Genomic DNA, 13986 nt, shown 5'->3' on the forward strand with positions numbered 1-13986 from the left:
GGGGGGATCCCTGTCTGATGTTCCGTCCATGGAATCGGGCATGCTTCAGAGTGCAAGAATGCCGATTGGTTCGATCCCTGAAGGCTCGGCCCTGAGCCTGAGGCCACTGTAGCGTGGTGATGTTGCTGAATTAAGACGGCTGTCAGGTGCCGATGGCGATGAACCACTTCGGTTTCATCCGGCCGAAATCCTGCCGGCGGTTGTGCTTGAGGGCCTTCTTGGAGTCCAGCACGTAACACTCACCGGCCTCACGCACGAACACTACCCAATGCCAGAAGGGCCGACCGTTGTGCAGGCGCCATTTGATCGCCAGCAGTGCCCGGTCTGGCAGCGCCTGCCAGCTGCTGAACTGGGTCTGCTCGGTATCGGCGGCAATGCCCAGGTGGCTCAGCAAGCGCCGTACGTAGGTGGCGTCGGACCACAACTGCGGGTCCTCGGCATGAATACCGAGTGAATTGGCCAACTGCCGGGCCTGGGCATAATCGATCTGCGCCAGGGCGGCGCAGGCGGCAATACCGCAGCCAGAGGGCTGCTCTTGAATGACTGCATCCATGCGGGGGTGCTCCTGTATCAATCGTCGCGGGTAAGGACTTCGAGCAGTTCGATCTCGAAGGTCAGGTTCGAATTGGGCGGGATCGCGCCTACGCTGCGCTCGCCATAGCCCAGGTGCGCCGGCACCAGCAGCTTGCGCTTGCCGCCGACCTGCATGCCCATCAGGCCCTGGTCCCAACCCTTGATCACCCGGCCGGTGCCGATCACGCACTGGAACGGCTTGCCACGGCTGTGGGAGGAATCGAATTGCGTACCGTCGTCGAGCCAGCCAGTGTACTGGGTAGTGATCAGCGCGCCCTTGACCACGGCCTTGCCATCGCCTGGCTGGATATCGATGATTTGCAGTTCGCTGCTCATGCTTGACCTCGTTGAAGCGGGATATGCTTTTGGTGGCCAGCGTTTTCGCAGGGTTGGCGGGGTTTTGCAAGGCCCATGACCATCATGGCATCGCGGGGCAAGCCCGCTCCCACACGGGTCTCAGGCAGTCGCTGGCGCCCTGCCCGGCTCATGCTGGCGCATCGACCAGCACACGCCGCCGATCACCAGGACAATCGCCGCCCCTTCCAGCAGGCTCGGGCCGCTCTGGCGCCAGATGAAGGCGTAGAGCAAGGCGAACAGGGTTTCGAAGACGATCAACTGGCCACTCAGGGTCAGCGGCATACGCTTGGACGCGGCATTCCACAACACCGCCGCCAGCCACGAACCGAACACCGCGCACCCCAGGCTGTACAGCCAGAACAGCGCCCAACGCTCAGGCGGCGCCTGGACCTGCAACGGGGCCGGCTGCCACAGCGCCAGTACCGCCACCAGTACCAGGCTGAACACGCCGGTCATCACTCCGCTGAGCACCGACCACTGATGGCTATCAAAATGCCCGCACTGCTTGAGGTAACGGCTGTTGTGCACCGCATACCAGGTCCAGCAGGCCAGCGCGCCCAGGGCATAGAGCACACCGGCAAGCTTGTCGGCCACCGCCCCGGGCTCCAGCGCAAAGGTCTGCAGGTTGATGCAGAGCATACCGGCAAGGATCAGGCCCAGCGGCAGCAACAATTGCCGCAGCGCCACCCCGCCGCTGTCGTGGCGGCCATACAGGGTGATGGTCAATGGCAGCACGCCGACGATCAACGACGCCGGCGCCACGCCCAGCCGCTGGATCGCCGCCACCAGGCAGATGAAATACAGCAGGTTGCCGATCAGGGCCAGGCGGCCGATCATCCACAGGTCGCTCAAGGTCAGATATTTCAGGGCTTTGCGCATGGGAATCGCCAACACCAGTGTCACCAGGCCGAACAGCACGAAGCGCGCGCAACTGAGCAGCACCGGGCTGAACTCCGGCAACAGCTGCGGCACCATCAGCACCAGCCCCCACATCGCACCGGCTGTACCGGCATAGACCACACCCCGTTTCACGTGCCTGCTCCTGTTCAAAGAAGTGCGCAGGCTACCGCCTGGATAACGCCTGGACAAAAGATCATTCGGCATGCAGGCATTCCCCTGAGGAATACCTTTAACGCTGAAAGCATCGACCTTATGATTCAGCCATTCCCCAGACCGGATCGCCACATGAGCCGCTTCAGCCGTCACCTGCCACCACTGGACACCCTGATCGCCTTCGAGGCTGTGGCGCGTACCGGCAGCTTTACCCGTGCCGCCAGCGAGCTGTACCTGACCCAGAGCGCGGTGAGCAAACAGATCAAGGTGCTGGAGGAGCACCTGGGCGCGGTGCTGTTCGAACGCCGTGCCCGGGGCATTGCCCTGACGCCGGCAGGCGACGGCTTCAACGCCATCGTCGAGCCCATGCTCGAAAGCCTGCTGGCCAATGTGCTGCGCCTGAAAAGCGGCCACGGCAGCCGCAACGTCAGCGTCATCTGCACCCACGCGGTGGCGCAGTACTGGTTGTTCCCGCGCTTGCTGCGCTTCAACGAGCAGCACCCGGAGCTGACGGTGAACATTCACGCCAGCAACGAAATCAGCGAGAGCGATATCGGCAACTACGACTTCGGCATTCTCTACGGCCATGGCCACTGGAGCTCGCTCAAGGCCAGCAAGCTGTTCGACGAAACCATCTACCCCATTGCCAGCGTCAAGCGGGCCCTGCCCGCCGTGCATTCACTCAGCGAGCTGCAGGCCTTGCCGTTGATTCAGCTGGATGCCTCGGCCTGGAACTGCCTGGACTGGCAGGACTGGTTCGCCCATCAGGGCCTGCGCTACCAGGCACCGGCAAATGCGGTGACGTTCAACCAGGTCAACCTGGTGTTCGATGCGGTCATGCAGGGAATGGGCGTGGGCCTGGGCTGGGAGTTCATGGCCCGCGAACGGATCGACACCGGCTCGATCCGCCAGGTGTCAGCGTTTGTCGTGCACACCGGGCAAGCCGACTACCTGGTGCACGACAAACAGGCCCTGCGCTCACCGGCGGCCCAGGTATTCGAAGCATGGTTACTGGCGCTTAGCTGAACATGGCCTCGACCTGCGCTGCGGTCATTTCTTCGGTCTGGTTGGCGAAACAGTAGTAACCCGGTTTTTTGTCGACATACACCTGCAGATCAAAGACCCAGTCGGTATCGCCCTCCAGTACGCCGACCGACACCGCGTCGAAGTTGCCGGATTTCAACCGGTACAACAGGTGCGTGCCACACGTGCCACAGAAGCCGCGCTGGGCCCAGTCGGATGAGTCATGGAACACCGGCTGGCCGCTGGTGAACTGCACCGGCTCAGCGCAATGCACCGACAGGAACGGCCCGCCGCCCCACTGCCGGCACATGCTGCAATGGCAGGCGTTGACGCTGGCTTTCTCCAGGCTGACGCTGAGTTTGACGGCGCCGCACAGGCAGCTGCCGTGTTTTTCCAGGGACATGGTCAAGGCTCCTTGCTGGGAGAGGTAGCCGGCAAGTCTAGCAGCTGTTATCCACAGACCGGGGTCAACACCGGCGCGCCGGCAAAGAATGCCTGCAGGTTCTTCAACACCAACTGCACGGTATCGCGCGCAGCCTGCGGCGACTGACCGGCGACGTGCGGGGTCAGCACCACATTGCCCAAGGCCTTCAAGGCTTCAGGTACTGCGGGCTCTTCATCGAACACATCCAGCGCCGCGCCAGCAATCACCCCCGACGCCAAGGCCTCGACCAGATCGGCCGTATTGACCACGCTGGCACGGGCGATGTTGACCAGAAAGCCGTCCGCGCCAAGGGCTTCAAGAACCGGCTTGTCGACCAACTGGCGGGTATGGGCGCCGCCCGGGGTGGCGACGATCAGAAAGTCCGATTCGCGGGCCAATGCCAAGGGGCTGTCGCAGTAGTGATAAGCGACATCGGTACGCGGATTTCGGTTGTGATAACTCACCTGCATCTCGAAGCCCTGCGCCGCGCGCTTGGCAATCGCCAGGCCGACTGCGCCCAAACCGAGGATCCCCAGGTGCTTGCCGCTGACCGACGGGCTGATCACCCGGTTCCACTCTCCACGGCGAATCGTGGCATCGGCGCGGGGAATGTCGCGCACCACCGCCAACAGCAAGGCCATGGCATGGTCCGCGACCGCCGTGGCATTGGCGCCGGCACCATTGGTCACGGTGATGCCGCGCGCAGCAGCCGCTGTCAGGTCGACCTGCTCGTAACCGGCGCCGATCACGCAGATGATCTTCAGTGCCGGCAAGGCGTCGATCTCGTCGGCATACAGGCCCAGCGGACCACGGGTCAGTACCGCGTCGATCGCGCTGCCATGGCGGGCAATGGCCTCGGCGCGCAAGGCCGGGGTCTGCGCGCGAATCAGGCGAAAACCGTTGTTCTCCAAGAGCGGCAGGTAGTCGTCGACCGTTTCCACCAGCACCAGTACTGTCTGTGTCATGCCATGCTCCCGGGCTATTTGCGAGGGGGCATTATGCGGACTTCAGGCTACTGGGCGAAAGCCCGGCCCAGGCCGCCCGGCACGCCACTGCTGTCGGTTTCCTGCCAGGGGCCGTTGAGGTTGGTTGACCAGCTCCAGCCGTTGTTCCAGCGGTAGTAGGTGCGCTGGCGGTAGAAGGTGTTGGGCTTGCCGTCGAGCACGTACACGCCCAGGCGCGGGTCCCAGTGGCTGGCGCCACCGGGCGGTGGCGCAAAACTCGGTGAAGTGCGCTGCACCGGCTTGGGCACCGGGGTGACGGCTGGCTTGCTCGGCACCGCGCCCGGCTTGGGCGCAGGCTTGGTGCTCGGGCCCGGCGGCAGGGTCTCGATCGGCGGCGCGGTGGGTTCGGAGGGCTGATGAACGGTACATGCACTCAAGCCCACAACCAGGGAGAGAAGGGTCAGGCGTGCGATGCTGTTCATAGTCGGTCTCTTACTGGTCCGGGCGGTCGATGGTCAGGTGTTGCGCAGCGGTAGTGCTGCTGGCCAGGGGAGCACCCTGCCCGATCCATTCGCCACGGGTCGGCTGGCCAGCGCGGGAGATGCGCGCAACCAGTTGGACTTCAGGGAAGCTCGACAGTTTCATGTTCGGCATCATCGCGTCGCTATCGCTCAGCTCGACCTCGATCGGCAACTGGGCCACGGTCACCCGCTTGGCCGCCAGCGGCATCGGCGGGCCTGCACTTGCGCGGGCGAAGATGAACACGGTGTCATCGGGCCTGACCTTGTCCTTGAGCGCCGCCGCCAGCTCCACCCGTACCTTCAGGCGTGCCGTGGCCTGCTCGGCGACCGCCGGCGCGGCCTTGCCCTCGCCGGCCTTGAGTTTCTCGCTGGCGCGCTCGATCCCGCCCTGCAGCGCTGCCCGCGACGCATCGCCCTCGGGCAATTGCGCCAGCAGGCGGTTCCAGTAGTCGATGGCTTGCTGATAGTGCTCGCTCTCGAAGGCGGCGATGCCGAGCAAGCCGAGGCTGGTGACTTCGTTCGGGTCGGCCTTGAGCGCTTCGTCGGTCAGGGCCTGGGTCTGGGCATTCCACTGCTTGTTGTTGGCAAAGTACAACGCCTGGGCCCACTGCCCGAGCAGCTCCGGCTCACGTCCGGCAACCGCCACGGCACGTTCGAAAACCTTGGCCGCGTCACCCGGACGCTCCTGGGCCATGTAGGCACGACCGAGGAAGTACAGGCCTTCGGCCGAATCCGGCTGGGCCTTTACCGCCAGCTCCAGGCGACGGGTCATTTCTTCCATGGACTGCGGCGCCTTGGCAAACTGCTGGGTCAGCTCGACCTGCTCGCTGGCGCCAAAGTGCAGGTACAAGCCCAGGCCCATCACCGGCACCAACACCGCGGCCAGCAGCGGCAACGGCTTGCCCAGGCGGCCCAGGCGCTGCGGTTCGGCGCCCTCGGTATCGGCCAGCAGCTCGCGCGCGGCCTCGTCGCGGCCCTTGCCGAACTGCTCGGCATCGAGCACACCCGCTGCCTGCTGGGCAGCCAGCTCGGCGACGCGCTCCTGATACAGGGCCACGTTGAGGGCGGTGCGGTCTTCTTCCTGCTGCGCACGACGGCCGCGCAACACCGGGATCAGCAAAAAGCTCAGGGCTACCAGCAACAGCAGGCCTGCAGCAAGCCAGAAATCAGTCATGGTTGTGTTCTTTGTCCAGCAATTTGGCGAGGCGCTCGCGCTCCTCGGGGGAAAGGTCGGTGTTACCTGCGCCAACCTGGCCACGACGCTTGCGCACGATCAGCGCGAGCACGGTAAAGCCGCCCAGCAGCAACACGCCGGGGCCGAACCAGAGCAACCAGGTGCGGGCACTCAAGGCCGGCTTGTAACGGACGAAGTCACCGTAACGATCAACCATGAAGTCGACGATCTGCTGGTTGCTTTTGCCTTCGCCGAGCATGCGGAAGATCTCCCGGCGCAGGTCGGCGGCAATCGGCGCGTTGGAGTCGGCGATGTCCTGGTTCTGGCACTTGGGGCAGCGCAGTTCCTTGGTCAGCTCGTGATAACGGGCGCGCTCGGCCTCATCGGCAAATTGATAGGTGTCGATCGCCGCCTGGGTCACCCCGGCCAGGCTCATGCCGAGCACGGCGGCTGCCAGCCAGCGCTTCATGGCTTGGCCTCATCGACCAGGCTCTGGTATTGCGGCGCCAGTTGCTCGCGCCAGACGCTGGCATCGACCACGCCGACGTGCTTGTAGCGGATGATGCCCTTGGCGTCGATCAGGAAGGTTTCCGGCGCGCCGTACACCCCAAGGTCCAGGCCCAGGCTACCCTGCTCGTCGCGGATATCCAGCTGGTAAGGGTTGTGGAACTCGGCCAGCCACTTGAGTGCGGCGGCGTTGTCATCCTTGTAGTTGACCCCGTGGATCACCACGCCCTGCTCGGCCAGCTTGTTCAGGTACGGATGCTCGACCTTGCACGACGGGCACCAGGTGGCCCAGACGTTGACCAGCGCCGGCTTGCCGAGCAGGTCGGCCTCGGTCAGCGGCTTGCCGTCCACCGATTGCAGGGCAAAGGCCGGGAACGGCTTGCCGATCATCGCCGACGGCAGTTCGCTCGGGTCGAGGAACAAGCCGCGGTAGAGAAACACCGCCACCAGCAGAAACACCGCCAGCGGCAGCACCATGATCCAACGTTTCATGCAGTTGCTCCAGACATGCCCAGTGCCTCACGCACACGGGTTTTCACCTTGACTCGATAACGCCCGTCGAGCGCCGCCAGCAGGCCACCGAGGCCGGTCAACAGGCCGCCCAGCCAGATCCAGCGCACGAACGGCTTGACGTGCACCCGCACGGCCCAGGCGCCGTTGTCCAGCCGCTCGCCGAGGGCGACATAGAGGTCACGGGTGAAACCGGCATCGATACCGGCTTCGGTCATCATCGACTGCTGCACGGTGTACAGGCGTTTTTCCGGGTGCAGCACGCTGATCTCGCGGCCGTTCTCGATCACCCGTACGGTGCCCTTGTCGGACGTGAAGTTCGGCCCTTCGAAGTGCTTGGCGCCGTCGAAGATGAACTGGTAACCGGCCAGCTCCACCGACTCGCCCGGCGCCAGGCGCAGGTCGCGTTCGGCACTGTTGTTGCTCGACAGCACCACGCCCAGGGCACACACCGCCAGGCCCAGGTGCGCGACATGCATGCCCCAGTAGCTGCGGCTCAGGCCCCGCAGGCCCTTGAACAGGCCTTTGTGGCGGGTCTTGTCGAGGATGTCGCGGGCACCGGCGAGGATGATCCACGCGGCCAGGGCGAAGGTGGTCAGCACCTGCCAGTCGAAATCATCCACCAGCAGGCCGCCGATCGGCGCCAGCACGGCGCTGGCGATCAGCACCGGGGTGAGCATGCCCAGCAGCCATTTGCTCGGGGTGTCTTTCCAGCGCACGATCACGCCCACCGCCATTACCACCATCAGCAGCGCCATCAACGGGATGAACAGCGCATCGAAGTACGGCGGGCCGACCGACAGCTTGGCACCGGTCAGGGCGTCGAGGATCAACGGGTACAGGGTGCCCAGGAGGATCATCGAAGCCGCCACCACCAGCACCAGGTTGTTGGCCAGCAGCAGGGTTTCCCGCGACCACAGGGCAAAGCCGACCTGGCTCTTGACCACCGGTGCGCGCAGGGCGAACAGGGTCAGCGAACCACCGACCACGAACAACAGGAAGATCAGGATGAAGATGCCGCGCTCGGGGTCCGAGGCAAAGGCATGCACCGAGGTCAAGACCCCGGAACGGACCAGGAAGGTGCCCAGCAGGCTCAAGGAGAAGGCCGCGATGGCCAGCAGCACCGTCCAGCTTTTGAACACGCCGCGCTTCTCGGTAACTGCCAGCGAGTGAATCAGCGCGGTGCCGACCAGCCAGGGCATGAACGAGGCGTTCTCGACCGGGTCCCAGAACCACCAGCCGCCCCAGCCCAGTTCGTAGTACGCCCACCAGGAACCGAGGGTGATGCCGATCCCCAGGAAGGCCCAGGCAACGATGGTCCACGGCCGCGACCAGCGGGCCCAGGCGGCGTCCAGACGGCCGCCGAGCAAGGCGGCAATGGCGAAGGCAAAGGCCACCGAGAAGCCCACGTAGCCCATGTACAGCATCGGCGGGTGGACGATCAGGCCGATGTCCTGCAGCAGCGGGTTGAGGTCGGCGCCGTCGCTCGGTACCTGCGGCAGCAGGCGCTTGAACGGGTTGGAGGTGATGATCAGGAACGACAGGAAGCCGACGCTGATCATGCCCATGACGGCCAGCACCCGCGCCAGCATCACCTGTGGCAATTGCCGGGAGAAGATCGACACGGCAAAGGTCCAGCCGCCGAGGATCATTGCCCAGAGCAGCAGCGAGCCTTCGTGGGCGCCCCACACGGCGCTGAACTTGAAGTACCAGGGCAAGGCGCTGTTGGAGTTGTTGGCAACATAGGCGACCGAGAAGTTGTCGGTCATGAAGGCGTGGCTCAGGCAGGCGAAGGCAAATGCCAGGAAGGCGAACTGGCCCCAGGCCGCCGGGCGCGCCAGGCCCATCCACAGGCTGTCGCCACGCCAGGCGCCAAGCAACGGAACGCTGGCCTGGACGCAGGCGAAACAGATCGCCAGGATCATCGCCAGCTGGCCCAGTTCAGGAATGATCAGTGCCGCATTCATGGCTTGGCTCCGGTGTCGCTGGCGGCGGCCTGGCCGCTTTCCTTGAGGGCCTTGGTGACTTCCGGCGGCATGTACTTCTCGTCGTGCTTGGCCAGCACTTCATCGGCCACCACCACGCCTTCGGCATTGAGCTTGCCCAGGGCGACGATGCCCTGCCCTTCGCGGAACAGGTCCGGGAGGATGCCGCGGTAGGTGATCGGCACCGACTTGTTGAAATCGGTGACCACGAAGCGCACGTCCAGCGAGTCGCCAGAGCGTTGCAGCGAGCCTTTCTCGACCATGCCGCCGGCGCGGATGCGGGTGTCCAGCGGTGCTTCGCCGTTGGCGATCTGGGTCGGGGTGTAGAACAGGTTGATGTTCTGCTGCAGGGCGCTCAGGGCCAGGCCCACGGCCACGCCGATGCCGGCCAGCAGGCCGAGGATGATGAACAGACGCTTTTTACGCTGCGGATTCACGGTTTGTTCTCCCGGCGCAGACGGCGCGCCTGTTCTTGCAGGTAACGACGCTTGGCCAACACCGGCGAGGCGACGTTGAAGGCCAGCACCAGCAGGCAGATGCCGTAGGCTGACCAGACGTACAGGCCGTGATGGCCCATGGCGAGAAAATCACTGAAGGAGGCAAAGCTCATCGCGCCATCTCCCGACCCAGGCTGTTCATTACTTCCTCCCTGACCCAGCTGGCGCGCGCCTCGCGCTTGAGCACTTCAAGGCGCATGCGCAGCAACAGCACGGCGCCGAAGAAGCAGTAGAAGCCCAACACCGACAGCAGCAGCGGCAGCCACATTTCGGCGGGCATCGCCGGCTTTTCGGTGAGGGTGAAGGTGGCGCCCTGGTGCAGGGTGTTCCACCACTCCACCGAATACTTGATGATCGGAATGTTGATCACCCCGACAATGGCCAGCACCGCGCAGGCCTTGGCCGCGCTCTCACGATTACTGATTGCATGGCTCAGGGCAATGAGACCGAAGTACAGGAAAAGCAGGATCAGCATCGACGTCAGTCGCGCATCCCAGACCCACCAGCTGCCCCAGGTCGGCTTGCCCCAGATGGCGCCGGTAACCAGCGCCACGGCGGTCATCCAGGCACCGATGGGCGCCGCGCACTGCAGGGCAACATCGGCAATTTTCATTTTCCATACCAGGCCCACCACCCCGGCCACCGCCAGCATCACATAGCAGGACTGGGCGAGCATCGCCGCCGGCACGTGGATGTAGATGATCCTGAAGCTGTTACCTTGCTGGTAGTCCTGCGGCGCGAAGGCCAGGCCCCAGACCATGCCGACGCCGATCAGCAGCAGGGCGGCAATCGCCAGCCACGGCAGCATCCGCCCGCTGATGGAATAGAACCATTTGGGTGAACCCAGTTTGTGAAACCACGTCCAGCTGATTGCGCTGCTTTTCATCACGGTACATCCAGGGTCTTTGCTGGGCAGTGCCCAGACCTCATTATTCGCCGACGCTGATCTTCAGGCCAGCCGCTATTGCAAAGGGTGCCAGAGTTACTGCCAGGGCGGTCAGGCTGCCAAGCCAGAGCAGATAACCGGTCGCCGGCATAGCTTGCAATGCCGCCTGCAAGGCGCCACTGCCCAGGATCAATACCGGGATATATAACGGCAAAATAAGTAGCGCCAGCAGCAGGCCGCCACGTTTCAAACCGACTGTCAGAGCCGCACCCACGGCGCCCAACAGGCTCAGTACCGGGGTACCGAGCAAAAGCGATGCCAGCAGTACCGGCAGGCAGGCCGCAGGCAAACCTAGCATCAGTGCCAGCAAGGGTGCCAACAATACCAGTGCCAGGCCGGAAAAGGCCCAGTGTGCCAGCACTTTCGCCAGCACCAGAAGAGGCAGGGGGTGCGACGAAAGGACCCACTGCTCCAGCGAGCCATCCTCGAAATCACTGCGGAAAAGCCCGTCCAGCGAGAGCAGAACCGATAAAAGCGCTGCCACCCAGACCAGTCCCGGAGACAAGGTTTGCAACAATTGAGTCTCGGGACCGACCGCCAACGGGAACAGGGCGACGACGATGGCGAAGAACACCAGCGGGTTGGCAAGTTCGGCGGGACGTCGGCACAACAGACGCGCTTCACGGCGCAACAACAGCACAAACACACTCATGCGGCCCACTGCCCCAGGTTCAGTTCACGGTAACCGGACGGTTTGCGTTCCAGCGTGTGGTGGGTGGTCAGCACGACCATGCCGCCCTGCTCGCAATGGGCGGCCAGGTGCGCTTCAAGCTGAGCCACGCCCTGCTTGTCGAGGGCGGTGAAGGGTTCGTCGAGAATCCACAGCGGCGGGCTGTCCAGGTACAGGCGGGCCAGGGCCACGCGGCGTTGCTGACCGGCCGACAGGGTATGGCAAGGCACGTCTTCGAAGCCACGCAGCCCGACCGCGTCCAGGGCCTCGCGGATTGCCGCAGGCGCTGCCGGGCGATGCAGGGCGCAGAGCCAGGCGAGGTTTTCCTCGGGGCTTAGCACGTCCTTGATACCGGCGGCATGGCCGATCCACAAGAGGATGCGCGCCAACTCGTTGCGCTGCTCGGCCAGTGGTTTGCCATCGAGGTGGATCTGCCCGGCTGTCGGGCTCATGAGGCCGGCCATCAGGCGCAGCAGGCTGGTCTTGCCACTGCCGTTGGGGCCGCTGATCTGCAGCATGTCGCCTGCGCCCAGGTGCAATTCGAGGTTTTCGAAGAGCATTCGCCAGTCGCGCTCGCAGGCCAGGCCCACGGCTTGGAGATGAGGGGTCACGGTTTCGCCTTATGCTTGGGATGCCTGTCTCAAGTCGGTCCCGGCCTTGCCGTTATACTGGCAACGACGATGTGGCCCGGCCGCGCTGATCGCCAAAGATCGGGCGGCATTATACATGTGATGTCCTACTGTAAAGAGGGCTATTTCAACAGGTTGCGAGCGGATGACAGGCGAAATCAATAACCTAGCTGCACTGATCCCGGCCAACCCGCCGCTACGCGCGGCGATGACCGCCGAGCTGTTGCGCCTGCTGCAGCCGCAACAGGCGCTGCTGGCCCCGGGCGAAACCGCCAAGGCCGAAGTGTTGACCCTGCGCCAGGTCGGTCAGGACTTCCAGATGCTGCTCAAGCTCACCCAGGACAACGGCAAGCAGACCAACGTCCAGGCCAGCAGCACCCTGCCCCTGGCCCAGGGCAGCCAGCTGACGGTGAGCCAGAGCAGCAGCGCCAACCTGACCATCAGCGTGCAGCAGGCCATTGCCAGCAACGTGGCCACCCTGACCCGCATCGACACCCGCGAACTGCCGGTGGGCTCCCTGCTGCAAGGCAAGGTGCTGACCAGCCAGGCACTACCGCAGAACGCCGGCCAACTGGCGCAGTTCCGCTCGCTGGTAACCCTGCTCGGCGGCCCCCAGGCCGGTGCTACCCTGGCCATCGACAGCCCGCGCCCATTGCCGGTAGGCAGCTTGCTCAGCGCTCGGGTGCAGAGTGATCAATCACTGAGCTTCGTACCGCTCAGCGGGCGCCAGGAGCAACTGGCGATTACCCAGCAGCTAAGTACCCAGCAGAGTCGCCAGGCGTCCCTGCAAGGTTTGCTCACCACCCTGCAGCAGTTGCGCAACGACGATAGCCAAACGGGCGAAGTGCGCGCCACGGTAGACAAGCTGCTGGCCAGCCTGCCGGACATACGCCAGCTCAGCGACCCCAAGGGCCTGGCACAGGCCTTGAGCAACAGCGGCGTGTTTCTTGAGGCCAAGCTGCTGGCCGGGCTGCCAGCCGTGCTTGCCCCCGACCTCAAGGCACAGGTGGTACGCCTGGTGGCGCAACTGTTGCCGGGGCTGCCCGGCAACGCCACGTTCAACCCGGGCGCTGCCGCCAGCACCCTGGCCCAGGTCATGCCCGGCATGGTCCGCAATGCCCTGGGCATGCTCGGCCAGGTCAGCCCGCGGCCACATCCCGGTGGCTTTCCCCTGCCCTCGCGCTTGCTGCAGAGCCAGGACGGCGAAGGTGACCTTGAGCATTTGCTGCGCCTGGCCGCTGCGGCCATCTCGCGCCTGCAAAGCCATCAGCTGGCAAGCCTGGAACAGACCGGCACCACCGCCGATGGCAACCTGCAGACCACCTGGCAACTGGAAATCCCGCTGCGCACCGGCCAGGACTTCATGCCCCTGCAAATGAAACTGCAACGCGAAGAAACCCCGGAGCAGCAAAGCGACCCGGAGCGCGAGCGCCGCGACCCGCTGGAGATGCTCTGGCGCATCGAGCTGTCTTTCGACCTGCATCCGCTGGGGCCACTGCAAGTGCAGGCACAAATCAGCCAAGGTAGCCTGTCCAGCCAGCTGTGGGCCGAACTGCCGAGCACCGCGCAGCTGATCGAAAGCCAGCTCGGCCACTTGCGCGAGCGTCTGCTGGCACGCGGCCTGAACGTCGGCGAACTGCAGTGCCATCACGGCACACCGCCCCAAGGACCACGCACGCACCTGGAACAGCGCTGGGTGGATGAACAAGCATGATTGATAAAAGCCCACGCCAGGCCATTGCCCTGACCTATGACGGCCAGCAGGCCCCGACCCTCAGTGCCAAGGGTGATGATGAGCTGGCCGAGGCAATCCTGGCGATTGCCCGCGAGCACGAAGTGCCGATCTATGAAAACGCCGAACTGGTGCGCCTGCTGGCACGCATGGAATTGGGCGATCAGATTCCCGAGGCGCTGTACCTGACCATCGCCGAGATCATCGCCTTTGCCTGGCAGCTCAAGGGCAAGGTGCCAGTGGGGTTTGTCGATGAAGGGCCGCAGGAGCGCGATATCACCCCCACCGATCGGAGACTGCCGGGTGCCTGAAAGGCATCGCGGGTCAAGTCGAGTCGTCGCACCGCCGCTCCCACAGGATTGATGGTGCTTTCAGGGATTGTGCAAAACCTGTGGGAGCTGGCTTGCCAGCGATGAGGCCGGTATAGCCAGCACACCAGGC

The 13986-nt window shown here is 64.4% G+C and carries 18 protein-coding genes; 3 read left to right on the top strand and 15 right to left on the bottom strand.

Annotated features, from left to right (window positions below):
* Positions 1 to 142: 142 nt before the first annotated feature.
* From NLX68_RS14675 to NLX68_RS14685, 3 genes are all read right to left on the bottom strand, one after another.
* Positions 143 to 553 carry a hypothetical protein gene (locus tag NLX68_RS14675; protein ID WP_254284574.1) on the bottom strand — a complete coding sequence of 137 codons (411 nt, stop codon included), beginning with the start codon at positions 551 to 553 and terminating at the stop codon, positions 143 to 145.
* 17 nt (positions 554 to 570) lie between these two features.
* Complete coding sequence (locus NLX68_RS14680; RefSeq protein ID WP_254284575.1) at positions 571 to 909, bottom strand: FKBP-type peptidyl-prolyl cis-trans isomerase; 339 nt, start codon at positions 907 to 909, stop codon at positions 571 to 573.
* Positions 910 to 1029: 120 nt separating this feature from the next.
* Complete coding sequence (locus tag NLX68_RS14685; protein WP_254284576.1) at positions 1030 to 1962, bottom strand: DMT family transporter; 933 nt, start codon at positions 1960 to 1962, stop codon at positions 1030 to 1032.
* Positions 1963 to 2115: 153 nt separating this feature from the next.
* Between NLX68_RS14685 and NLX68_RS14690 the strand changes: the two genes are divergently transcribed.
* Positions 2116 to 3009: a LysR substrate-binding domain-containing protein gene (locus NLX68_RS14690; RefSeq protein WP_254284577.1), complete on the top strand. Its 894-nt coding sequence runs from the start codon at positions 2116 to 2118 to the stop codon at positions 3007 to 3009.
* On the opposite strand, the gene NLX68_RS14695 is transcribed toward NLX68_RS14690, so the two are convergent.
* The 12 genes from NLX68_RS14695 to ccmA are packed head-to-tail and all read right to left on the bottom strand — an operon-like array spanning position 3002 to position 11795.
* Complete coding sequence (locus tag NLX68_RS14695) at positions 3002 to 3409, bottom strand: GFA family protein (RefSeq protein ID WP_254284578.1); 408 nt, start codon at positions 3407 to 3409, stop codon at positions 3002 to 3004. The genes NLX68_RS14690 and NLX68_RS14695 overlap by 8 nt on opposite strands.
* A gap of 47 nt (positions 3410 to 3456) precedes the next feature.
* The gene (locus NLX68_RS14700; RefSeq protein WP_254284579.1) at positions 3457 to 4395 is read right to left on the bottom strand and encodes a 2-hydroxyacid dehydrogenase; all 939 of its coding nucleotides are present in this window, start codon (positions 4393 to 4395) and stop codon (positions 3457 to 3459) included.
* Between the two features lie 47 nt (positions 4396 to 4442).
* Positions 4443 to 4856 carry a hypothetical protein gene (locus NLX68_RS14705; protein ID WP_010225056.1) on the bottom strand — a complete coding sequence of 138 codons (414 nt, stop codon included), beginning with the start codon at positions 4854 to 4856 and terminating at the stop codon, positions 4443 to 4445.
* Positions 4857 to 4866: 10 nt separating this feature from the next.
* Positions 4867 to 6069 carry a c-type cytochrome biogenesis protein CcmI gene (gene ccmI, locus NLX68_RS14710; protein WP_254284580.1) on the bottom strand — a complete coding sequence of 401 codons (1203 nt, stop codon included), beginning with the start codon at positions 6067 to 6069 and terminating at the stop codon, positions 4867 to 4869.
* Positions 6062 to 6538: a cytochrome c-type biogenesis protein gene (locus tag NLX68_RS14715; protein ID WP_254284581.1), complete on the bottom strand. Its 477-nt coding sequence runs from the start codon at positions 6536 to 6538 to the stop codon at positions 6062 to 6064. Before NLX68_RS14715 ends, ccmI begins: the two co-directional genes overlap by 8 nt.
* Complete coding sequence (locus tag NLX68_RS14720; RefSeq protein WP_010225053.1) at positions 6535 to 7068, bottom strand: DsbE family thiol:disulfide interchange protein; 534 nt, start codon at positions 7066 to 7068, stop codon at positions 6535 to 6537. The genes NLX68_RS14715 and NLX68_RS14720 overlap by 4 nt, the downstream gene beginning before the upstream one ends.
* Positions 7065 to 9038, bottom strand: coding sequence for a heme lyase CcmF/NrfE family subunit (locus tag NLX68_RS14725; RefSeq protein WP_254284633.1), 1974 nt, complete (start codon positions 9036 to 9038; stop codon positions 7065 to 7067). Before NLX68_RS14725 ends, NLX68_RS14720 begins: the two co-directional genes overlap by 4 nt.
* Positions 9039 to 9049: 11 nt before the next feature.
* Positions 9050 to 9508 (bottom strand): cytochrome c maturation protein CcmE, encoded by a 459-nt coding sequence (gene ccmE / locus NLX68_RS14730; protein WP_254284582.1) that lies wholly within the window; start codon positions 9506 to 9508, stop codon positions 9050 to 9052.
* Positions 9505 to 9681 (bottom strand): heme exporter protein CcmD, encoded by a 177-nt coding sequence (ccmD, locus tag NLX68_RS14735; protein WP_010225050.1) that lies wholly within the window; start codon positions 9679 to 9681, stop codon positions 9505 to 9507. Before ccmD ends, ccmE begins: the two co-directional genes overlap by 4 nt.
* Complete coding sequence (locus tag NLX68_RS14740) at positions 9678 to 10454, bottom strand: heme ABC transporter permease (protein ID WP_010225049.1); 777 nt, start codon at positions 10452 to 10454, stop codon at positions 9678 to 9680. Before NLX68_RS14740 ends, ccmD begins: the two co-directional genes overlap by 4 nt.
* A gap of 43 nt (positions 10455 to 10497) precedes the next feature.
* Positions 10498 to 11166, bottom strand: coding sequence for a heme exporter protein CcmB (gene ccmB, locus NLX68_RS14745; protein ID WP_026001415.1), 669 nt, complete (start codon positions 11164 to 11166; stop codon positions 10498 to 10500).
* Positions 11163 to 11795, bottom strand: a complete 633-nt coding sequence (gene ccmA / locus NLX68_RS14750) for a cytochrome c biogenesis heme-transporting ATPase CcmA (RefSeq protein WP_367949535.1) — start codon at positions 11793 to 11795, stop codon at positions 11163 to 11165. The genes ccmB and ccmA overlap by 4 nt, the downstream gene beginning before the upstream one ends.
* A 163-nt stretch (positions 11796 to 11958) precedes the next feature.
* Here ccmA and NLX68_RS14755 point away from each other — a divergent pair, with 163 nt between their 5' ends.
* A complete protein-coding gene (locus NLX68_RS14755) occupies positions 11959 to 13527 on the top strand; it encodes a flagellar hook-length control protein FliK (protein WP_254284583.1) in 1569 nt (522 codons plus the stop codon).
* Positions 13524 to 13856 carry an EscU/YscU/HrcU family type III secretion system export apparatus switch protein gene (locus tag NLX68_RS14760; protein ID WP_254284584.1) on the top strand — a complete coding sequence of 111 codons (333 nt, stop codon included), beginning with the start codon at positions 13524 to 13526 and terminating at the stop codon, positions 13854 to 13856. The genes NLX68_RS14755 and NLX68_RS14760 overlap by 4 nt, the downstream gene beginning before the upstream one ends.
* Positions 13857 to 13986 lie beyond the last annotated feature (130 nt).

Origin of the sequence: Pseudomonas sp. SBB6 (assembly GCF_024213215.1) — a bacterium.
Taxonomy (GTDB): Bacteria; Pseudomonadota; Gammaproteobacteria; order Pseudomonadales; family Pseudomonadaceae; genus Aquipseudomonas; species Aquipseudomonas donghuensis.

Coding starts and splice junctions, on each gene's coding strand:
- NLX68_RS14740 (WP_010225049.1), bottom strand. CDS start 10,454: ATGAAAAGCAGCGCAATCAGCTGGACGTGGTTTCACAAACTGGGTTCA.
- NLX68_RS14760 (WP_254284584.1), top strand. CDS start 13,524: ATGATTGATAAAAGCCCACGCCAGGCCATTGCCCTGACCTATGACGGC.
- NLX68_RS14700 (WP_254284579.1), bottom strand. CDS start 4,395: ATGACACAGACAGTACTGGTGCTGGTGGAAACGGTCGACGACTACCTG.
- NLX68_RS14715 (WP_254284581.1), bottom strand. CDS start 6,538: ATGAAGCGCTGGCTGGCAGCCGCCGTGCTCGGCATGAGCCTGGCCGGG.
- NLX68_RS14720 (WP_010225053.1), bottom strand. CDS start 7,068: ATGAAACGTTGGATCATGGTGCTGCCGCTGGCGGTGTTTCTGCTGGTG.
- ccmI (WP_254284580.1), bottom strand. CDS start 6,069: ATGACTGATTTCTGGCTTGCTGCAGGCCTGCTGTTGCTGGTAGCCCTG.
- ccmD (WP_010225050.1), bottom strand. CDS start 9,681: ATGAGCTTTGCCTCCTTCAGTGATTTTCTCGCCATGGGCCATCACGGC.
- ccmB (WP_026001415.1), bottom strand. CDS start 11,166: ATGAGTGTGTTTGTGCTGTTGTTGCGCCGTGAAGCGCGTCTGTTGTGC.
- NLX68_RS14690 (WP_254284577.1), top strand. CDS start 2,116: ATGAGCCGCTTCAGCCGTCACCTGCCACCACTGGACACCCTGATCGCC.
- NLX68_RS14755 (WP_254284583.1), top strand. CDS start 11,959: ATGACAGGCGAAATCAATAACCTAGCTGCACTGATCCCGGCCAACCCG.
- NLX68_RS14695 (WP_254284578.1), bottom strand. CDS start 3,409: ATGTCCCTGGAAAAACACGGCAGCTGCCTGTGCGGCGCCGTCAAACTC.
- NLX68_RS14705 (WP_010225056.1), bottom strand. CDS start 4,856: ATGAACAGCATCGCACGCCTGACCCTTCTCTCCCTGGTTGTGGGCTTG.
- NLX68_RS14680 (WP_254284575.1), bottom strand. CDS start 909: ATGAGCAGCGAACTGCAAATCATCGATATCCAGCCAGGCGATGGCAAG.
- NLX68_RS14675 (WP_254284574.1), bottom strand. CDS start 553: ATGGATGCAGTCATTCAAGAGCAGCCCTCTGGCTGCGGTATTGCCGCC.